The following is an 18,176-nucleotide window of genomic DNA, read 5'->3' on the forward strand; positions in this document are numbered from 1 at the left end:
CGTCACATCCGGAAGACGCCGTAGGAGACCGGCTCCAGCGGTGCGTTGGCACACACCGAAAGAGCCAGCCCGACAACCGTTCTGGTGTCGGCCGGGTCGATGATGCCGTCGTCCCACAGGCGCGCGGTGGAATAGTACGGGTTGCCCTGGTCCTCGTATTGCGCGCGGATGGGCGCCTTGAACGCCTCCTCTTCGTCGGGCGGCCACGGTTTGCCGGCCGCGGCGAGCTGCTCGCCGCGCACCGTGGCCAGCACCGAGGCGGCCTGCTCGCCGCCCATCACCGAGATGCGCGCATTCGGCCACATCCACAGAAAGCGTGGCGAGTACGCCCGGCCGCACATCGAGTAATTGCCCGCCCCATAGGATCCGCCGATCACGACGGTCAGCTTGGGCACCCGGGCGCAGGCCACGGCGGTCACCATCTTGGCGCCGTGCTTGGCGATGCCGCCGGCCTCGTAGTCGCGCCCGACCATGAATCCGGCGATGTTCTGCAGAAACAGCAACGGGATCTTGCGTTTGTCGCAGAGCTCGATGAAATGGGCCCCCTTCAAAGCGGATTCGCCGAACAGGACGCCGTTATTGGCGATGATCCCGACCGGATGGCCGTGGATGCGGGCGAAGGCGGTCATCAGTGTCTTGCCGTAATTGACCTTGAATTCGCTGAACTCACCGCCGTCGACCAGGCGCATGACGACCTCGTGCACGTCGTAGGGAACGCGAGGGTCGGGTGGCACGACGTCGTAGAGCTCGCTCTGCGGGTGCGTGGGCTCGACCGTGGGCAACACGTCCCATTGGGTGGGCTCGCGCGGGCCGAAGGTGGCCGCGATGGCGCGCACGATGCGCAGCGCGTGCTCGTCGTCGTCGGCGAGGTGGTCGGTGACGCCGGACACCTTCGAGTGCAGGTCGCCGCCGCCGAGGTCCTCGGCCGAGACGATCTCGCCGGTGGCCGCCTTCACCAGCGGCGGGCCCCCGAGGAAGATCGTGCCCTGCTCGCGCACGATGACGGCCTCGTCGCTCATGGCCGGCACGTAGGCGCCGCCCGCCGTGCACGAACCGAGAACGGCGGCCACCTGGGGGATTTCCTTGGCGCTCATGGTCGCCTGGTTGTAGAAGATCCTGCCGAAGTGCTCGCGGTCGGGAAACACCTCGTCCTGGCGCGGCAGAAAGGCGCCGCCGGAGTCCACCAGATAGATGCAGGGCAGGCGATTCTGCAGGGCGACTTCCTGTGCGCGCAGGTGCTTTTTGACTGTCATCGGGTAGTAGGTGCCACCCTTGACGGTGGCATCGTTGGCGACGATCACGCACTCGCGCCCGGACACCCGGCCGATCCCGGTGATGATCCCGGCCCCGGGGGACTCGTCGTCGTACATGCCGTTGGCGGCCAGCGGGGCCAGCTCCAAGAACGGGCTGCCGGGGTCGAGCAGCCGATCAACCCGTTCCCGGGGCAGCAGCTTGCCACGGCTGACGTGGCGTTCGCGCGCGCGTTCGTTGCCGCCCAGCGCCGCGACCGCCAGCCGGGCGTTCAACTCTGCAACCAGCCGCCGGTGCTCGTCGGCGAACGATGGCGCCGTCATCACGGATGAACTCACGAATGCCTCCCGGTTGTCGCCGACGCAAGCGGCGGTTCGGTCTTGTCGCGAACCTCGTCGACCGAGACGCCGGGGGCGGTCTCGACCAGGTGCAAACCGTCGTCGTGAACGTCGATGACGCCCAGGTCGGTGATGATGCGGTCGACACACCCCGCGCCGGTGAGCGGAAGCGAGCACTGCGCAACGATTTTCGGGCTACCGTCGCGCGCGGTGTGCTCCATCATCGCGATCACCTTGCGGGCGCCGTGAACCAGATCCATCGCACCGCCCATGCCCTTCACCAACTTGCCGGGAATCACCCAGTTGGCGAGGTCGCCGGTGGCCGAGACCTGCATCGCCCCCAGCACCGCCACGTCGAGGTGGCCGCCGCGGATGATCCCGAACGAGGTCGAGGAGCTGAAGAAGGCCGCGCCCGGCATCGTGGTGACCGTCTCCTTGCCCGCGTTGATCAGATCCGCGTCGACATCCTCGGGCCGGGGATACGGTCCGACGCCCAGGATCCCATTCTCCGAATGCACGACCACGGTGACGCCGGCCGGGATGTGGTTGGGGACGAGCGTGGGCATCCCGATGCCGAGGTTGACGTACTGGCCATCCTCCAACTCGGCGGCCACCCGCGCGGCCAAACCGTCTCTGCTCCACGCCATCAGGCGCCACTCCTCATCACTTCGTTCTGCATCGTCGTGGCGCGGCCATCAGCTGACCGTCATCTTCTCGATAGGCTTGACCGGGTCGGGCGCATGCACGACCCGGTGCACGAAAACGCCCGGGGTGTGCACCGCGGCGGGGTCGATCTCGCCCGGCTCGACGAGGTGTTCCACCTCGGCGATGGTGATCCGGCCGGCCTGCGCGCAGTCCGGGTTGAAGTTGGCGGCGGCCCGGCGATAGACGAGGTTGCCATGCCGGTCACCCTTCCAGGCGTGCACGAGCGCGAAGTCCGTGCGGATCGCCCGTTCCAGCACGTAGGTGACGCCGTCGAAGTCGCGGGTCTCCTTCGGCGGGGACACGACGGCCACCGCGCCCGAGGCGTCGTAGCGCCACGGGAGCCCGCCGTCGGCGACGGCGGTCCCGACCCCTGCCGGGGTGTAGAACGCAGGAATCCCCATCCCGCCGGCGCGCAGCCGCTCGGCCAAAGTGCCCTGCGGTGTGAGCTCGACTTCGAGCTCGCCGGCGAGGAATTGGCGCGCGAATTCCTTGTTGTCTCCGACGTAGGAGGCGACGGCCCGGCGAATTCGCTTGTGTTTCAGAAGGTGAACCAGTCCGACGCCGTTTCCCCCGCAATTGTTGGACACGGTTTCCAAGCCACCCACCCCGGTGGCCACGAGCGCGGCGATCAAAGCCTCAGGGATGCCGCAGAACCCGAAGCCCCCGACCGCCAAAGATGACCCGTCGGTTATGTCGGCCACCGCCTCGGCCGCCGTCGCCACCACCTTGTCCATCGCCGCAGCAGCCTCCTTGCCGTCGGGCGGGGCGTTTTGAGTTAATGCTCATTAACTCAGGGCGAGGATACCATCGTCGATGCCGCCGGTCCAGGGACGACGGCCCCCGGGGGCCGTCCCGCGTCGGAGCGAGTTAATTGTGACTAACCCATGCTAAGTTAGTGGCGATTAACCAAAAGGACGGGGGTTCGCCATGACAACGTCCACCTCCGACGGCCGGCCCGGTCCCGCCGACACCCCAAATCGCCGCAGCCAGTTGAAGTCCGACCGGCGTCTGCAACTGTTGTCGGCCGCCGAGCGACTGTTCGCCGAGCGCGGCTTTCTCGCCGTGCGCCTGGAAGACATCGGCGCCGCCGCCGGTGTGAGCGGTCCGGCGATCTATCGGCACTTCCCCAACAAGGAGTCGCTGCTGGTCGAATTGCTGGTCGGCATCAGCGCCCGTCTGCTGGCCGGCGCCCGCGACGTGCGGGCCCGCAACTCCGACGACGCGGCCGCCGCCCTGGACGGCCTGATCGACTTCCACCTGGACTTCGCGCTGGGCGAACCGGACCTGATCCGCATCCAGGACCGCGACCTCGCGCACCTGCCCGAGGCGGCCGAGAAGCAGGTGCGTAAGGCGCAGCGCCAATACGTCGAGGTGTGGGTCGGGGTGCTGCGCGAGCTCAACCCCGCCCTGGCCGAGGCCGACGCCCGGCTGACCGCGCACGCGGTGTTCGGTCTGCTCAATTCGACGCCGTACAGCATGAAATCCCCCGACACCTCGCGCAGTAAGTCCGCCCGCGCCGCACGGTCGCGCGCCGTCATGCGGGCGATGACGGTCGCCGCGCTCGCCGCCGGCAACGAATGCCCCTGAGCCGCCGCCCTGAGGTGATTCGCCGTTCGGGCCCCCGACGCAGGTACTCTGCACTCCATGAGGTGGACATGAACGATTCACGTCCCACCGACCGGTTCAGTCCCCCTTTGCCGGGCTCGGGGCCGCAGGGTTCGTGGTACCCGCTTGCCGACCCCGCCTACGCGGACCAGGCGGCGTACGCGCCTACCTACGGGGGCCAGGCTCCGCCCTGGGCGCCCGACATGACCGACACCAACACGACCAGGGAGCTGCCGGCGTACTGGCAGCACGAGCTTCCCGCGTCGGGCCAACTGCATCCCCAAGCAGCCCCCCCGCCGCGCGGCCCGAAGCCGCCACCGCGCTGGTTGTGGATCGTCGCCGGCGCCGCCGTGTTGCTGGTGGTGGCGTTGGTCGTCGCTCTGGTGCTGGTGAATGACGCGATCAAGACGCAGACCGCCGTCCCGCCGTTGCCCGCCATGCCCGAGACCACCCCGAGCGTGCCGACCCCGTCGACACGCACGTCACCGCCGCGCATCCCGGCGCCCGTGCCGCCGACGGGCGGCGCACCGACGCCCACCGAATCGACCGGCCCGGCCGCGATGCAAGACATCGTGTACAGCGTGGCCGGCGAAGGCCGCGCGATCAGCATCATGTACATCGACACCGGCGGCCTGATCCAAACCGAATTCAACGTCGCGCTGCCCTGGAGCAAAGAGGTCAGCCTGGCCAAGTCGGCCACGCACCCGGCCAACGTCACCATCGTCAACATCGGTCACAACGTCACCTGCTCGGTCACCGTCGACGGCGTCCAGATGACCAAGCGCGTGGGCGTGGGCCTGACGATCTGCGACACCAGGGGTTAGGCGCCTAGGACGGTTCGGCCGCCAGGGCGCCGCGCGTCGGGACCCGGACCGCCAGCATGGCCAGCAGCCCGGCGAGCAGCACCAGTGTGATGCCGCCCAGCCCGGCGCGCACGGCGCCGAAGATGTCGACGAAAACCGAGAACAGCCATGGCGCGACGAAGGCCACCGCCCGCCCGGTCATCGTGTACAGGCCGAACGCGACGCCTTCCCGTCCGTGCTTGGCCATCTGCAGCAGCAGGGCCCGCGAGGACGACTGCGACGGCCCGATGAACATGCACAGCAGCAGACCGCAGATCCAGAAGGCCACCGAGCCGGAGAGCAGCATCAGCGTGATCCCCACCACGAGGATGGCGGCCAGCGATCCCACGATGACGGGTTTGGACCCGACCCGGTGATCGACGAAGCCGCCCAGCACCGCACCCACCGCCGCCACCACGCTGGCCACCGCACCGAAGATGAGCACGTCGCCCTGCGAGATGCCGTACACGTTGACGCCGAGGACGGCGCCGAAAGCGAAGATCGCCGCCAGCCCGTCGCGGAAAAGCGCGCTGGCGAACAGGAAGTAGACGAGGTTGCGGTCGCGCCGCCATTCGGCGGAGACCTCCGTCCACAGCTTGCGATACCCCCCGAGCATGCTGGTCGGCTCGTGCACCTCGCCCGAGTCGGGGAGCCGGTGCGCGACGAACAGCAGTGGTAGCGCGAAGATCGCCAGCCATGCCGCCGCGACCAGCATCGCCTCTCGGACGTAGAGGCCGTCGTGCAGAGGCACCCGGAACAATCCGCGCGTCGCGTCCGGCCCGGAGCCCTTGCCGGATATGAATCCGGTGTAGACGACAAGCAGGAGCAGAACGCTGCCGACGTAGCCGGCCGCCCAGCCCAGACCGGAAATCCGGCCGGCCGTCTGCGGCGTCGAAAGTTGGCGCAGCATGGCGTTATACGGGACGCTGGCCAGGTCGCCGCAGGCCGCCGTTGCGCCCATCAGCACCAGCCCCGCCCACAGATAGCCGGGGCGGTCGTGGATGAAGAACATCGCGCATGTCAACGCGACGGCCACTGCGGTCAGCACGCTCAGGGCCACCCGTCTGCGATGCGGTGACTCCACCCAGACGCCGACGGCCGGCGCCAGCAGGGCGACGGTCAAGCCGGCAATGGCCGCGGCGCGCCCCAACCAGCTCGCCGGGGTGGTGCCGCCCGAGATGCCGACCCCCACGCTGCTCGTCAGGTAGACGGCGAAGACGAAGGTCGCCACGATCGCGTTGAGGCCGGTGGAGCCGCAGTCCCATAGCGCCCACGCCACCACCCGGGATGGCACCGGCGTGAGTGAACGCGACGGCTGCCTCATGCCCGGCAGCCTATTTGTTCGGCAGCCGACCCGCCGCGCCCGGCTTCGCCGCGCTCGCGATCGCTGCAATTTGTTCGGCAGCCGACCCGCCGCGCCCGGCTTCGCCGCGCTCGCGATCGCTGCAATTTGTTCGGCAGCCGACCCGCCGCGCCCGGCTTCGCCGCGCTCGCGATCGCTGCAATTTGTTCGGCAGCCGACCCGCCGCGCCCGGCTTCGCCGCGCTCGCGATCGCTGCAATTTGTTCGGCAGCCGACCCGCCGCGCCCGGCTTCGCCGAACCGGCTGTCTACGATTGGCTCATGCCGATCCCCGCTCCCAGCCCGGACGCGCGCGCCGTCGTGACCGGGGCTTCGCAAAACATCGGTAAAGCTCTGGCCACCGAACTGGCCGCCCGCGGGCACAGCCTGATCGTCACCGCCCGGCGCGAAGACCTGCTCAACCAGCTGGCCGCCCGGCTGACCGACAAGTACCGCGTCGCGGTCGACGTGCGGCCCGCCGACCTCGCCGATCCCGGCGAACGGGCCAAACTGTGCGACGAACTGGCCGCCCGCCCGATCTCGATCCTGTGCGCCAACGCGGGCACCGCGACCTTCGGTCCCGTGGCAACCCTGGACCCCGCGGGCGAGAAGGCCCAGCTCCAGCTGAATGTGCTCGGCGTGCACGACCTTACGTTGGCGGTGTTGCCGGGCATGGTCGAGCGCAAGGCCGGCGGCATCCTGATTTCCGGTTCGGCCGCGGGCAATTCGCCGATCCCCTACAACGCGACCTATGCGGCCAGCAAGGCGTTCGCGAACACCTTCAGCGAATCGCTGCGCGGCGAGCTGCGCGGCTCGGGTGTGCACGTCACGCTACTGGCGCCGGGGCCGGTCCGCACCGACCTCCCCGATGACGCCGAGCGATCGCTCGTCGAACGGCTGGTGCCGGATTTCCTGTGGATCTCCACCGAACACACCGCCCAGCTGTCGCTGGATGCGTTGGCGCGCAACAAGATGCGGGTCGTTCCGGGCCTGACGTCGAAGGCGATGTCGGTGGCCAGCGGGTATGCGCCGCGCGCCGTCGTCGCGCCCATCGTGGGCAGCTTCTACAAGAAGCTCGGCGGCAGCTAGGCGTCACTTCCGGCGGCGACGGCCGGTACCGAAGATGCCTTTCACCGCTTCGCGGACGGCCGTGTTGATGCCGCTTTTCACAGTGGGGTTGTTCAGCACCTCTTCCCACATCGCGGGACCCTTGGGCTCCGCCGGCTCTGGCATCGGCGGCACCGGCTCGTTCGCGGGGACCGGCGGGTAACCGGACTTAGCCTCCGGCGGCGAACCGGCTTGCCCGCCCCCGGGGCCGGCCTGCGGCTGCGCCGGTCGCTGAACGGTTTGGCCGTACTTGTCATGCAGCGGACTGGCTTTCGCCGCCTTCGAGATCTCGTCGGTGCCGATCGAGGCCATCAACGAGCGCGGCACCCGCATGCGGGTCCAGGCGACGGGCGTGGGTGCGCCCTTCTCCGACAGCACGGTGACAACGGCCTCCCCGATCCCCAGCGACGTCAGCGCCGATTCCAGGTCGTACACATCGGTTTTCGGGTAGGTGCGGACGGTCTTGCTCAGCGCCTGCTGATCGTCGGGGGTGAACGCCCGCAGTGCGTGCTGGATCCGGGCGCCCAGCTGGGAGAGCACGTCGTTGGGCACATCGGTGGGTAGCTGGGTGCAGAAGAACACCCCGACCCCCTTGGAGCGGATCAGCTTGACGGTCTGTTCGACCTGCTCGAGGAAGGCCTTGGATGCGTCGGCGAACAACAGGTGCGCCTCGTCGAAAAAGAAGACCAGCTTGGGCTTGTCGACGTCGCCCACCTCTGGCAGCACCGCGAACAGATCGGCCAGCAACCACATCAGGAAGGTGGAGAAGATCACGGGACGCAACGACTGACCGCTGAACTCCAGCAACGAAATGATTCCGCGACCCTGGTCGTCGGCGCGCAGCAGATCGTTCGGGTCGAGCTTCGGCTCGCCGAAGAACGTGTCCCCGCCCTCGCCCCCCAGGTTCACCAGCGCCCGCAGGATGACACCCGCCGTCGTCGAGGACACCCCGCCCAGGTCTTTAAGGTCGGCCTTACCCTCGTCGCTCGTCAGGTGGCTGATGACCCCGCGCAGATCCTCCAGCGTCACCAGCGGCTTATCGTTCTCCTTGGCCCAGTGGAAGATCAGGCCTAGCGTCGACTCTTGAGTGGCGTTGAGCCCCAGCACCTTCGACAGCAGAACCGGACCGAAGCTGGCGACGGTGGCGCGCACCGGCACGCCCACTCCGCCGGTGCCGAGCGACAGGAACTCGACCGGGAATCCGGTCGCCGCCCAGTCGTCGCCCGTGTCCTTGACCCGCGCGGCCGTCTTGTCGCCGGCCTCCCCCGGGCGGGCCAGACCCGACAGGTCGCCCTTGACGTCGGCCATCATCACCGGAACGCCCGCCGCGCTGAGTTGTTCGGCGATCAGCTGCAGCGTCTTGGTTTTGCCGGTTCCGGTCGCGCCGGCCACCAGCCCGTGCCGGTTGATCGTGGCGAGCGGAATGCGAATCTGTGCCGTCGGGTCTGCGGCGCCGTCCACGACGACCGTGCCCAGTTCGAGTGCCCGCCCGTCGACGGCGTACCCGTTGGCGATCCGGCGTGCGGGTGTCTCCGCCGATTCTGTGCTCATCGTGCTGCGCCCCCCTGTTCTCCAGTGGTTCGGCGTGCGGTCCGGCAACGCTCACCCTACTTCTCCGGCCGACTTGGGGGCGACGGGCAACGTGCGCGCCACGTGGGCCTAGTCTGAGCGCTGTGCGCGACGAGTTGGTGTGGATCGATTGCGAGATGACCGGGCTGGACCTCGGCACGGACAAACTGATCGAGATCGCGGCCCTGGTCACCGACGCCGATTTGAACATTCTGGGCGACGGCGTCGACGTGGTGATCCACGCCGACGACGCGGCGCTGTCGTCGATGATTGATGTGGTCACCGAAATGCATTCGCGTTCAGGGCTGATCGACGAGGTGCGGGCCTCCACCGTCGACCTGGCGACCGCCGAGGCCATGGTGCTCGATTACGTCGGCAAGCACGTCAAGCAACCCAAGACGGCGCCGCTGGCGGGCAATTCCATCGCCACCGACCGCGCGTTCATCGCCCGCGACATGCCCGCACTCGATTCATTCCTGCACTACCGGATGATCGATGTGAGCTCGATCAAGGAGCTCTGCCGGCGCTGGTACCCGCGGATTTATTTCGGCCAGCCGGTCAAGGGGCTCGCGCACCGGGCGTTGGCCGACATCCACGAATCGATCCGCGAGCTGCGGTTTTACCGCCGCACCGCGTTCGTCCCCCCGCCGGGGCCCGCCACCAGCGAGATCGAGGCCGTGGTCGCCGACCTGGACGGCGGACCCGGCGCACCCGGGCCAATCGATTCGGTCCCCGAGCCACCGACCGGCTAGTATCGACGTCGCCGCTCGTTGGCCTCGTGGCCGGCCGGCGGCGATGGTGGCTGTAGTTCAGTTGGTAGAGCACCAGGTTGTGATCCTGGGTGTCGCGGGTTCGAGTCCCGTCAGCCACCCCAATGGGCGGGAGCGCGGCGCCGCTCCCCGACCGCCCCGGTCGGTGACGACCACGCAGCGCGATCGCTCCCGTCAACCGACGGGACGGCGGGCGCGCGGCATCAGGCCGACCGGCCGCGCGTCAGGTGTTGGCGTTGCCGGCCTTCCACTGCGCCCAGGGGATGTTCCAGTCGCCGAGCCCCTCGGTGCCGGGCAGCGTCGGCCCCACGGTGTTGATGACTTCGACGATGTCGCCGCTCTTGCTGTGGTCGTAGAACCACTCGGCGTTGCTCGGGCTGACGTTCAGGCACCCGTGGCTGGTGTTGGTGTGCCCCTGGGCACCGACCGACCACGGCGCGGAGTGCACGAAGACGCCGCTGTAGGACATCTGGGTGGCCCAGTCCACTTCGGTGCGATATCCGTTGGGCGAGTTGACCGGAACGCCGTAGGTCGACGAATCCATGATGATGTGCTTGAAGCGGCCGCCGACGATGTAGAAACCGTTGTCCGTCGGCGTGCTGTCCTTGCCCATCGACGTGGGCATCGTCTTGACCACCTCACCGTTGACGCGCACGGTCACCGTCTTGGTGGCGTCGTCGGCCGTCGAGATGACCTCGTCGCCAATGGTGAAGTGCGTCTTGACGTTGTCCTCCCCGAACATCCCGTCACCGAGGTCGACGCCGTAGGTGTTGACGGCCACATCGATGGCCGTCCCCGACTTCCAGAAATGTTCTGGGCGCCAACGCACTTCGCGGTCGTTGAGCCAGTAGAACGCGCCTTCGACGGGCGGGTTGGTGGTGATCTTGATGGCCTTCTGCGCGGCGGCGCGATCCGCGATGTTCTCGTCGAACCGGATCGCCACCGGCTCACCGATCCCGACGACCTCGCCGTCGCCGGGGGCGACGTAGGGCATGGTCAGGTGGGCGGGTGAGCTGGTCTGGAAGGTCATCTGCCGACTCGCCGCGCCGCCCATGCCCAGCGCCTTCGCGCTCAAGGTGTAGCGCCTGTTGTAGCCGAGTTGCTCGGTGGTCGACCAGCGCAGTCCGTCGGGACTGAGCTGGCCGCCGATCGACTTGCCGTTCTCGTTGACCATGGTGACCGATGCCAGAACGCCGTCGGCGACGCTGACGGTCACCGGTGCATCGACGGTGACGCCGACGGCGCCGTCGGTCACCGACGCGGTGAGCTTCGGTACGAGCAGGTCGGCAAACGGGGTGCCCTTGTCGAAAATGACCCTCGCCGGCGCCGCGGTGTGTCCGCCACCGCAGCCGACGCCCAACACAGCAACCGAAGCGATCGCGGCAGCCAGCCACGATCGTCCTCTGCGCAAAGGCGTCATCGAGTGACCTTCCAGGAAGCGTGATGTAGATGGTCACCGCTGACCAGAATCAGTGCAAGCATTGTAATGCGTGTTGTGGCGCTGGAATGCCGACCTTGACAGGACCGTAATCAGGTGTCATCCCCTTCCTCCGGGGCCGACGGAACGGCGCGTTCAGGCCGGTTGGCCGACCCTGTCGCGGTCTTCGGCCTCGACCCGATCGCGGGTCGAGGCGGCTTCGACACGCGCGAGCTTGACGATGGCCGCCGTCAGCACCAGGACGGCCACCGCCAGGGCGGCCGTCCCGGCGCGGCCCGCGTCCAGCGTCTCGTCGAGCACGACGACCCCGAGCACGGCCCCCACGACCGGCTGGGCCACCTGCAGCGTGGGCATCGACGCGGTCAGGGGTCCGGCCCGGAACGCCGCCTGGCTCCACACCACGCCCCCCACCGCGACCAGGACGGCGGCGTACAGCTCCGGGGCTTGCAGCACCGCCCATCCGCCGCCGCCGAGCCGGGCGACGACCTCCTTGGCGAGCACCGCGAACACGCCCCACAGTGAGCCGGAGACGAGGGCGAACATCACCGCGGCCGCCGGGCCGCCCCAGATTCGGCCCGCCGCCACGCAGGCAACGAGCACCGGGCCCAGCACGGCGGCCACCACGACCCAGATTCGCAGCGATGCGTAGGCACGCCCGGCCTGCGGATCGCCGACCACGACGACCACCGTCACCGCTGCGGTGAGCAGGCTGGCCCACATCCACTCGGTCCCGGTCACCTTGCGGTGGAATAACCGGGCGTTGATCGGCAGCGCGAACAGCAGCGAAGACATCAGCAGCGCCTGGACCAGCAGCACCGAGCCGTGGCCCAACGCGGCGGCCTGCAACGCGATGCTCGCCGCGAGCAGCAGCGCGCCCGCCCACCACCGTTTACTGCGCAGCAGGCCGGCGACCAGTTCCACGTTGCCGACCGACCGGTCCTCGATGCAGTGCGCCGCCCGTTGCTGCAGCACGTCGCCGATCGCAACGCAGAGCGCGGAACTCAGCGCGAGCGCAATGGCGATCTCCGTCTTGGGCATGAGCGTTCTCCGTCGATGTCAGACACCGGATTCGAGGCGGATACCGTTGGCCGGCAAGCAAAGCCGACGGTCTAGCCTCGGTACGTCGCCGTCTTGGTCGGCCACCTCCTGATCATGGGCCGCAGCGCCTTGGGCGCATCGGCCGCCCAGCGGCGCCGCCCCACCGCCGCGGCCGCGTTTTCACCGGTGACGGAACGATTCCGCAACCGCTCCAACGGTTTCGGCGCCCACCAGGTCCACCGGCCGAGCCAGTGGATGAAAGCGGGAACCAGGACCATCCGCACCAGGGTGGCGTCGGCCAGCACCGCAAGCGTCAGGCCGACGCCGAGCATCCGCATGAACGACACGTGCGCGGGGATCAACGCGGCGAATGAAATCGACATCACCAGCGCAGCCGTGGTGACCACGCGGCCGATGCCGGCGATGCCCAGGGCCGTGCTCTCGTCCGTGGCGGCGCGCGCCTCGGCGGCGGTCGGCGGGGTTTCCTCGATGGCCTGCGACGCCAGCCAGTACTCGTGGATGCGGGACACCAGGAACACCTCGTAGTCCATCGCCAGCCCGAAGGCGATGCAGAACAACAGCACCGGGATGTTGGCGTTCAGCGTGCCGTTGGGGGTGGTTCCCAGCGCGTGGAGGTGTCCGTCCTGGAAGATCCACACCATCGCGCCGAATGCGGCCGTCAGCGACAGCACATTGCACACCAGCGCCTGCAGCGGCAGCACCGCGCTGCCGGTGAGCAGGAACAGCAACGCGAACGTGACGAGGGCGATCAGCAGCAGCACCGTGGGCAGCCGCTGGGTGATCGCGTTCACGCTGTCGCGGTTGATCTGGGCCAGCCCCGTCATCTCCACCGACCGCCCCGCCGGCCCGCGGACCTCGTGCAATCGGTCGAGCTGGGCGTTCGAGGCCGATGAGTACAGAGGCGCGGTGCTGGCCACCGTGAGGAACGCGCCGCCGTTGGCGACGCCGGTGGCCGCGGCCGGCGGTCCCACCCGGTTCCCGGCGACGAAGGTCCCGGTCGGCGCGGTCACGGCGGACACCTCGGGCACGCGCGACAGGTTGGACGCGTAACGGTTTAGATCGCCCGGGGTGACGCCGCGGGCATCCGGGACGACGACGGTGACCCCCGTCCCCAGTCCGTTGGCGAAGTCGGTGTCCAACATGTCGGCGACTTGCCGCGCCGACGCCGACCGCGGCAGCACCCGCTCGTCGGGAAAGCCCCACTTCACCCCCAGGAACGGGACGCCCAGCAACAGCAGCAAGGCGACGACGCTCAGGCCGACCGGCAGGGCATGACGCAACACGTACCGGGTCGACCGGTACCAGAACTGCTCCTCGAGCGGCTTGTGCGCGTGATCGCGAAAAGACCGCTGGCCGTACAGGATCCGATGCAGGAGCGGGCGGGCGTCCAGCGCGTCCAGGCGGGGTCCCAGCAGCGCGATCGCCGCCGGCGTGATGACCACCGCGGCGACCGCGACGATGGCCGCGGTGGCCACGATGGTGTAGGCCGACGATTTCAGGAAGTACATCGGGAAGACCGCCATCACCGCCATCGACAGCCCCACGGTGGTGGCGGAGAAGAGCACCGTCCGTCCGGCGGTGGCCATGGTCCGCATCAGCGCGCGCTCGCGGTCGCCGCTGCGGGCCAGCTCCTCGCGGTATCGGCTGATGATCAGCAGGTTGTAGTCGATCGCCAGCGCGAGGCCCATCGCGATGCTCAGGTCCAGTGCATACGTCGACACGTCGGTGGCGAAACTGATCAGCCGCAACACCGACATGGTGCAGACGATGGCGAGGGTGCCGAGCACGATCGGCAGCGCCGCCGCCACCACGCCGCCCAGCACCCAGACCAGGACAGCGAAGCTCAGCGGAATCGCGATCGACTCCATCAGCAGCAGGTCGCGCTCGTTCTGGTCGTTGATCTGGGCGTACGCCACCGCCATGCCGCCGGCGCGCACCGTGACACCGTCGCGGTCGTGCACGAGTTGGTCGGTGAGGGTGCTGGCGTACTTCTGGGCGTCGTTCTCCCCGCCTTTCAGGCCGGCCACGATCATCCCGGACTTTTGGTCCTTGCTGACCAGCTGGGCGGCGGCCTGCGGGGGCGATGTCCACGCCGAGGACACATCCAAGACCCACGGCGAGGTCTTCAAATGGTCGACGATGTCGGTTCCGACGTCGCGCGCCTGCCGGCTCTGGGCGCCGGCCGGGGCGGTGACGACGATCATCATTTGCTGATCGGTCTGGTTGAACTTGTCGCGAAGCACGCTGGTCGCCCGGGCAGACTCCGAGGTCGGATCCTGAAAACCGCCGCCCGAAAGGTCGTTGATCACCGGCAACCCGAAAACCGTGGCACCGACCAGCAACAAAAACGCGGTCGCGATGATGCGCCGCGGCGCCGCGATGGCAAGACGGGTGAGCGCTTGCAGCATCTTTGGTCCCTCCATGGCTAGTCCCCGGCGATACCCCTATACCCGAACGAGGCCGCCTGACCACATCCCCGGGACGGGCCAAGGACGTTTGGCGATCTGGCACTCGGGTATCGGACGGGGAGGCGCCTTAGCACGCCATCGCTGCGCGGAGCGCCGGTTTGGCTGGGCTATCAGCGGATTGGATGGGCGATGAACTCGACGGACAACGCCATCGACATGAGGCACCCCACCGACGACGAACTGCAGGCGGTTTACCTGAATCAGGCCCGCACTTTTGGAGATCCGATCGACCCACGCGGCATCGAAGCCTGGAAACGCCGTGTCGACCTCGAAGACATCCTGGTGGCCGAGGACGTCTCGGACCCGCACAAGCCCTTCCTGGTGGGAACGTCCATCATCTACCCCACGCGGTTGACGGTGCCGGGTGCCGCCGGCCTGCGAGCCGCGTGGCTGACGATGATCGCGGTCGCGTCAACGCATCAAGGCAAAGGTGTATGGGGTCAGCTCAGCGCGAAGGGGCTGGGTATCCTCATCGACCGCGGCTACCCCATCGTCTTCGGGGTGCCGACCCAGACCGCGATGTACGACGGCTTCGGCGCGGGCGTGGCAACTTACCTCCGCAGCTACTCCATCGACCGACGCTTTGCGAAGCTGCGGTCCGGGCCGCGCGAGTTGCGTGCGCGCGAGGTCACCGCCGCCGAAGCCAAGCCGCTGTTGCCCGAAATCTACGAACGGTGGTGCGCCACAACGACTGGCGCGGTGACCCGCAACGACGCCTGGTGGGCAGACTATTTGGAAGACCGCCCCAGCCAGCGAGGCAGCGGGACCGCGCTCAATTACACGATCCACCCCGACGGGTTCCTGACCTACCGCGTCGTCGGGGAGTCGGATCACGGCTACCGGCCGCCGCTGGGCACCGTGGTGGTCGAGGACTTCTGCCCCGTTACGGACGAGGCGCACACCGAGCTCCTGCAGACGCTGTTGGCCTTGGAGATGTTCGACACCATCGAGATCGACGTGCCGGTCGACGACCCCCTGCCGCTCAAGCTCACCGACCTGCGGGCCGCCGAGACCACCGGCGTGAGCGATTTCCTCTGGGTACGGATCAACGACGTGCCCGAGGTGCTCGGCGCCCGCGCCTACGCCGCCGATATCGAGATCGCGCTGGACGTCACCGACCCACTGGGCCTCGCGGGCGGACGGTTCCTGCTACGGACCCGCGATGGCGTGGGGAAATGCACTCCGCACGACGGGAAGGTCGATGTGGAGATCGGCCTGGCCGACCTGGCCACGATCTACATGGGCGCGCACAGCGCCTCCGAACTGCAGCGGGCGGGCCGGCTCGCGGAAGAGCGACCGGGTGCGCTGGGCGGCCTCGATGCCGCCTTCGCCACCGACCGGGCACCGTACTGCGGGACGCTCTTCTGAGTCGCCTGCGCTGCAGCCCATTTCGTGAGTAGCAGCACCGATGGGAGCTGGGCGGGCCTGCCGTCCCGCCCGGTCGCTATCCTGGAGGGGATTCCGGGATTTCACTCCGCGGCAGGACGCCTGTTATTGTCGCGTACGCGGTCTCGGCCGTCGAAAGCGCCGTTAGCTCAGTTGGTAGAGCAGCTGACTCTTAATCAGCGGGTCCGGGGTTCGAAACCCTGACGGCGCACCACAGACGTCAATGTTGGCGCCCACACCGTCCCTGACCCGGGGCGACGTTTCCTTCTCGGCGCCCCTCTGGCAGGTATCGACCGCCTAGCCTCCTTCCGTCGCGGGAGGACGGCCGGCCGCGTTCGGCGCGGAGGCGGCCGGCTGAGCCCAGCTCAGCGGCAACGACTTGAGCGCAAAACTCTTCGAGGGGAACTTGATCTCCGGGACGTAATCGTGCGGCACGTCGAAGTCGGGGATCTGCTTGAGCCACTCTTCGACGATGAGCGTCAGTTCGATTCGCGCCAGGTGGGAGCCGATGCAGCGGTGAGGTCCACCGCCGAATCCCCAGTGCCGGTGCACCTTTCCGTCCATCACCAGGTCGTCGGTCGAGATCTCGTCGCTCCCGTCACGGTTGATCGCGGCCGTGCACAACCGTACCGGCGTGCCCGGCGGGAGGGTCATGCCGCCCACTTTGACGAAGTCCGTGGTGACCCGCGCCGCCAGCGGTGCGGCCGGCTCGAGCCGGACGATTTCTTCGATGAAGACCCTGATCTGCTCCGGGTCGTCGCGCAGGTCCCTGCGGAGCTGCGGCCTGCGCGCCAACTCGAACAGCGAGAACCCGATCGCCGCGGCCACGGTGTCCAGCCCGGACAACACCAGCAGGTGGCTCATGCCGAGGAGCTCGAGGTCAGTCAGATCCCCCGGCCCGGTCATCACCTCCGACAGCATGTCCGAGCCGGGGTTCTGCCGTCGTTGCAGGATCGCGTCGGTGAAATAACCCAGGAGGTCGTTGCCCTCGGGCCCGCCGTCCACCGCGGCGTCCTTCCAGGCGATCACGCGGTCGCGGTCTTCCAGCGGCAGACCGTAGAGGTCCATGAAGACCTGGTAGGGGTAAAGGCGCGCGAAGTCCGCCATCACCTCGCATGCGCCCCTACCGGCGAGGTCGGTGATCATGTCGACGGCGTGGCGCTCCATCACCGGCCGGGATTTGCTCAGGGCGTGCGGGCTGAAGTGCGGTTGCAGGATCTTGCGGTAGCGGGTGTGCTCGGGAGGGTCGAACGCCGACGGCAGCACCGGCACCGGGCTGCCCGGGGGCTGGAGCGCCAAATGCGCCGAGAAGAGATTCGGTTGGCATAGCGCCGTCAGCACGTCCTCACGACGGGTCAGGTAGTAGGCGCCGTTCATGAAGACGACCGGCCCGGCGTCCCGCAACGCCTTCCATCCGACGCCCCGGTCGGCGGCCAGCGGCAAGGTGGAATGCTCCAGGCGCGGTAGGTGAAAGTCTGCTGACCCGATCGCGCTGGAAGTACCCGCGTGAACGCGCCCTGAATTGGCGTGCTGTGTGCTCGAATTCATCGCCAAACCACCTGACACGCAAGGGCGGGATGGGCGGTACATGCAACCATGACTGTTCCTCGGGAAGGGGAGGGAGGGTGGTCTGCGCTCGCGCGTCGCAACGACCCAAGGGCGTGAGTCGCCGCTTATGGCCGCCTTTGCCGGGGCAAGGGAAGTCGGTGCACGCGTTGGCCCCACGGGTTTCGTCAGGCGAGCACGAAGGGCCGGCGGCCTCTCAGCAGCGGATTAGGCAGAGCTCCATCAAGATGTCCCGGCCGTCACAACCGGCCGGGGCCACCACCCGCCGGGCGTGGTCTGATGGATGACCTTGTGGGGCAAAGGAAGTCGGCAAAACAAGCCAGTCAGATTGCGGCGACAGGGAGGGCCAGCTGGTTGGCCGTTCCCGCGTCATCCACATGCTGTGGAATGGCTTTTTGTCCGTGGGCGTAGACCCCGGTCCCAGGCCATGACCCGGATGGCTGATGATCTGCACCGCGCCGGGGTGCTCCTGGCCGCCAGGTGTTTGCACGCTTTCCGTTTGGTGTGTCCACGCCGCCGGCTCGGGCAGTGCCCCGGCCGCGAATTGCGGGCGCAGGGAGGATCCCGCGATCAAGGCGACGAACAGGCTGAGCGCGGTGACGACAGCGACGATCGACTCCCGCGGAGTCATAGCGCTCTCACGGCCCACAATGGCAGGACTGTACAAGAAGATACTTGTGCGCTAGCCGCCAGTGAGCTGTGAAAACGATCAAAAGTGGAAGTGTGTCGCTT

14 protein-coding genes and 2 tRNA genes are annotated in these 18,176 nt (G+C 68.2%); 7 read left to right on the forward strand and 9 right to left on the reverse strand.

Annotation, left to right across the window (positions count from 1 at the left end):
• Positions 1 to 2: 2 nt before the first annotated feature.
• Genes BST44_RS00880 through BST44_RS00890 form a run of 3 tightly spaced genes read right to left on the reverse strand, consistent with a single transcriptional unit; the run spans position 3 to position 3,028 of the window.
• Complete coding sequence (locus tag BST44_RS00880) at positions 3 to 1,574, reverse strand: carboxyl transferase domain-containing protein (protein WP_083174403.1); 1,572 nt, start codon at positions 1,572 to 1,574, stop codon at positions 3 to 5.
• 11 nt (positions 1,575 to 1,585) lie between these two features.
• A complete protein-coding gene (locus BST44_RS00885) occupies positions 1,586 to 2,236 on the reverse strand; it encodes a CoA transferase subunit B (RefSeq protein WP_083174404.1) in 651 nt (216 codons plus the stop codon).
• Positions 2,237 to 2,284: 48 nt separating this feature from the next.
• On the reverse strand, positions 2,285 to 3,028 hold the full coding sequence (locus tag BST44_RS00890; RefSeq protein ID WP_083174406.1) for a CoA transferase subunit A: 744 nt from the start codon (positions 3,026 to 3,028) through the stop codon (positions 2,285 to 2,287).
• A 193-nt stretch (positions 3,029 to 3,221) separates the two neighbouring features.
• Between BST44_RS00890 and BST44_RS00895 the strand changes: the two genes are divergently transcribed.
• Both BST44_RS00895 and BST44_RS00900 read left to right on the forward strand, forming a co-directional pair.
• The gene (locus BST44_RS00895) at positions 3,222 to 3,881 is read left to right on the forward strand and encodes an SACE_7040 family transcriptional regulator (protein ID WP_083174407.1); all 660 of its coding nucleotides are present in this window, start codon (positions 3,222 to 3,224) and stop codon (positions 3,879 to 3,881) included.
• 68 nt (positions 3,882 to 3,949) lie between these two features.
• Positions 3,950 to 4,723 carry an MmpS family transport accessory protein gene (locus BST44_RS00900; RefSeq protein WP_142274311.1) on the forward strand — a complete coding sequence of 258 codons (774 nt, stop codon included), beginning with the start codon at positions 3,950 to 3,952 and terminating at the stop codon, positions 4,721 to 4,723.
• A 4-nt stretch (positions 4,724 to 4,727) separates the two neighbouring features.
• On the opposite strand, the gene BST44_RS00905 is transcribed toward BST44_RS00900, so the two are convergent.
• Positions 4,728 to 6,065 carry an MFS transporter gene (locus tag BST44_RS00905; protein WP_083174410.1) on the reverse strand — a complete coding sequence of 446 codons (1,338 nt, stop codon included), beginning with the start codon at positions 6,063 to 6,065 and terminating at the stop codon, positions 4,728 to 4,730.
• A gap of 298 nt (positions 6,066 to 6,363) precedes the next feature.
• Between BST44_RS00905 and cmrA the strand changes: the two genes are divergently transcribed.
• Positions 6,364 to 7,170 (forward strand): mycolate reductase, encoded by an 807-nt coding sequence (gene cmrA / locus BST44_RS00915; protein WP_083174738.1) that lies wholly within the window; start codon positions 6,364 to 6,366, stop codon positions 7,168 to 7,170.
• A gap of 3 nt (positions 7,171 to 7,173) precedes the next feature.
• Here the strand turns inward: cmrA and BST44_RS00920 are convergent, their stop codons facing one another.
• The gene (locus BST44_RS00920; RefSeq protein WP_083174412.1) at positions 7,174 to 8,739 is read right to left on the reverse strand and encodes a helicase HerA-like domain-containing protein; all 1,566 of its coding nucleotides are present in this window, start codon (positions 8,737 to 8,739) and stop codon (positions 7,174 to 7,176) included.
• Positions 8,740 to 8,861: 122 nt separating this feature from the next.
• On the opposite strand from BST44_RS00920, the gene orn reads away from it, so the two are divergent.
• A complete protein-coding gene (gene orn / locus BST44_RS00925; RefSeq protein ID WP_083174413.1) occupies positions 8,862 to 9,509 on the forward strand; it encodes an oligoribonuclease in 648 nt (215 codons plus the stop codon).
• Positions 9,510 to 9,555: 46 nt separating this feature from the next.
• Positions 9,556 to 9,631, forward strand: a tRNA-His gene (locus BST44_RS00930).
• Between the two features lie 119 nt (positions 9,632 to 9,750).
• Here the strand turns inward: BST44_RS00930 and BST44_RS00935 are convergent.
• The 3 genes from BST44_RS00935 to BST44_RS00945 form a co-directional block, all read right to left on the reverse strand.
• Complete coding sequence (locus BST44_RS00935; RefSeq protein WP_083174415.1) at positions 9,751 to 10,947, reverse strand: L,D-transpeptidase; 1,197 nt, start codon at positions 10,945 to 10,947, stop codon at positions 9,751 to 9,753.
• Positions 10,948 to 11,100: 153 nt separating this feature from the next.
• Positions 11,101 to 12,003, reverse strand: a complete 903-nt coding sequence (locus tag BST44_RS00940) for a DMT family transporter (protein ID WP_083174416.1) — start codon at positions 12,001 to 12,003, stop codon at positions 11,101 to 11,103.
• Between the two features lie 71 nt (positions 12,004 to 12,074).
• The gene (locus BST44_RS00945; protein WP_083174418.1) at positions 12,075 to 14,432 is read right to left on the reverse strand and encodes an MMPL family transporter; all 2,358 of its coding nucleotides are present in this window, start codon (positions 14,430 to 14,432) and stop codon (positions 12,075 to 12,077) included.
• A gap of 189 nt (positions 14,433 to 14,621) precedes the next feature.
• On the opposite strand from BST44_RS00945, the gene BST44_RS00950 reads away from it, so the two are divergent.
• Complete coding sequence (locus tag BST44_RS00950) at positions 14,622 to 15,860, forward strand: GNAT family N-acetyltransferase (RefSeq protein ID WP_083174420.1); 1,239 nt, start codon at positions 14,622 to 14,624, stop codon at positions 15,858 to 15,860.
• Between the two features lie 156 nt (positions 15,861 to 16,016).
• Positions 16,017 to 16,092 (forward strand) — tRNA-Lys (locus BST44_RS00955).
• An 83-nt stretch (positions 16,093 to 16,175) separates the two neighbouring features.
• Here the strand turns inward: BST44_RS00955 and BST44_RS00960 are convergent.
• On the reverse strand, positions 16,176 to 17,426 hold the full coding sequence (locus BST44_RS00960; RefSeq protein ID WP_439330686.1) for a cytochrome P450: 1,251 nt from the start codon (positions 17,424 to 17,426) through the stop codon (positions 16,176 to 16,178).
• Positions 17,427 to 18,176: the final 750 nt, after the last annotated feature.

Origin of the sequence: Mycobacterium scrofulaceum, assembly GCF_002086735.1 — a bacterium.
GTDB lineage: Bacteria > Actinomycetota > Actinomycetes > Mycobacteriales > Mycobacteriaceae > Mycobacterium > Mycobacterium scrofulaceum.

Excerpts from the sequence above, each read along its gene's own strand:
- BST44_RS00880 (WP_083174403.1), bottom strand. The coding sequence starts at position 1,574 with ATGACGGCGCCATCGTTCGCCGACGAGCACCGGCGGCTGGTTGCAGAG.
- BST44_RS00885 (WP_083174404.1), bottom strand. The coding sequence starts at position 2,236 with ATGGCGTGGAGCAGAGACGGTTTGGCCGCGCGGGTGGCCGCCGAGTTG.
- BST44_RS00890 (WP_083174406.1), bottom strand. The coding sequence starts at position 3,028 with ATGGACAAGGTGGTGGCGACGGCGGCCGAGGCGGTGGCCGACATAACC.
- BST44_RS00895 (WP_083174407.1), top strand. The coding sequence starts at position 3,222 with ATGACAACGTCCACCTCCGACGGCCGGCCCGGTCCCGCCGACACCCCA.
- BST44_RS00900 (WP_142274311.1), top strand. The coding sequence starts at position 3,950 with ATGAACGATTCACGTCCCACCGACCGGTTCAGTCCCCCTTTGCCGGGC.
- BST44_RS00905 (WP_083174410.1), bottom strand. The coding sequence starts at position 6,065 with ATGAGGCAGCCGTCGCGTTCACTCACGCCGGTGCCATCCCGGGTGGTG.
- cmrA (WP_083174738.1), top strand. The coding sequence starts at position 6,364 with ATGCCGATCCCCGCTCCCAGCCCGGACGCGCGCGCCGTCGTGACCGGG.
- BST44_RS00920 (WP_083174412.1), bottom strand. The coding sequence starts at position 8,739 with ATGAGCACAGAATCGGCGGAGACACCCGCACGCCGGATCGCCAACGGG.
- BST44_RS00935 (WP_083174415.1), bottom strand. The coding sequence starts at position 10,947 with ATGACGCCTTTGCGCAGAGGACGATCGTGGCTGGCTGCCGCGATCGCT.
- BST44_RS00940 (WP_083174416.1), bottom strand. The coding sequence starts at position 12,003 with ATGCCCAAGACGGAGATCGCCATTGCGCTCGCGCTGAGTTCCGCGCTC.
- BST44_RS00945 (WP_083174418.1), bottom strand. The coding sequence starts at position 14,432 with ATGCTGCAAGCGCTCACCCGTCTTGCCATCGCGGCGCCGCGGCGCATC.
- BST44_RS00950 (WP_083174420.1), top strand. The coding sequence starts at position 14,622 with ATGAACTCGACGGACAACGCCATCGACATGAGGCACCCCACCGACGAC.
- BST44_RS00960 (WP_439330686.1), bottom strand. The coding sequence starts at position 17,426 with ATGAATTCGAGCACACAGCACGCCAATTCAGGGCGCGTTCACGCGGGT.